Source organism: Corynebacterium sp. 122RC1, assembly GCF_024580955.1.
In the GTDB taxonomy this organism is placed as follows: domain Bacteria; phylum Actinomycetota; class Actinomycetes; order Mycobacteriales; family Mycobacteriaceae; genus Corynebacterium; species Corynebacterium kozikiae.
The window spans coordinates 1-436 of sequence record NZ_JANIKD010000064.1 but is presented as its reverse complement, the minus strand read 5'-3'; the positions used below and the strand labels follow the sequence as shown (position 1 = coordinate 436).

Genomic DNA, 436 nt, shown 5'->3' with positions numbered 1-436 from the left:
ATCAAGCAGTCAGCATCAGGGGCATCTGGGATATCGTTCTCGAAATCAAGGTGATAAGAATGGTCGTCACCCACAAACGAACGAGCGGTCGCACGGTGGAGCACTGCGACCCGATAACCAGCGGCATCTACTGCAGTGCGAGTGGCATCGATGCAGTAGGGGTTCTCCTCGATGCAGATCACGGTGTGCCCGTTGCCCAGCAATGCGAGAGTGGACTGACCGGTACCGCAGCCTATCTCGAGTACATGGCGGTAGCCCGCAACTTGGCGTGCCATCCAGGTGTAATGGCCATGTTCCTCATGATCTTTTGAGTTGACCGACCAGTTCTCGACGTATTCATGGCGATAGTGTTCAAGGTCTCGTAATGCCGGCGAGAGCTGGACGTTCTGGGGATTTTTTACCATATGATTCCTGCTTCCATGATCAAGGTATCGGT

At 53.9% G+C, this 436-nt stretch carries 1 protein-coding gene; it reads right to left on the bottom strand.

Features of this window, described 5'->3' with window-relative positions; translation table 11 throughout:
* On the bottom strand, window positions 1–404 hold a 404-nt coding region (locus NQ050_RS11085; RefSeq protein ID WP_257039398.1), incomplete at its 3' end, for a class I SAM-dependent methyltransferase.
* Window positions 405–436 lie beyond the last annotated feature (32 nt).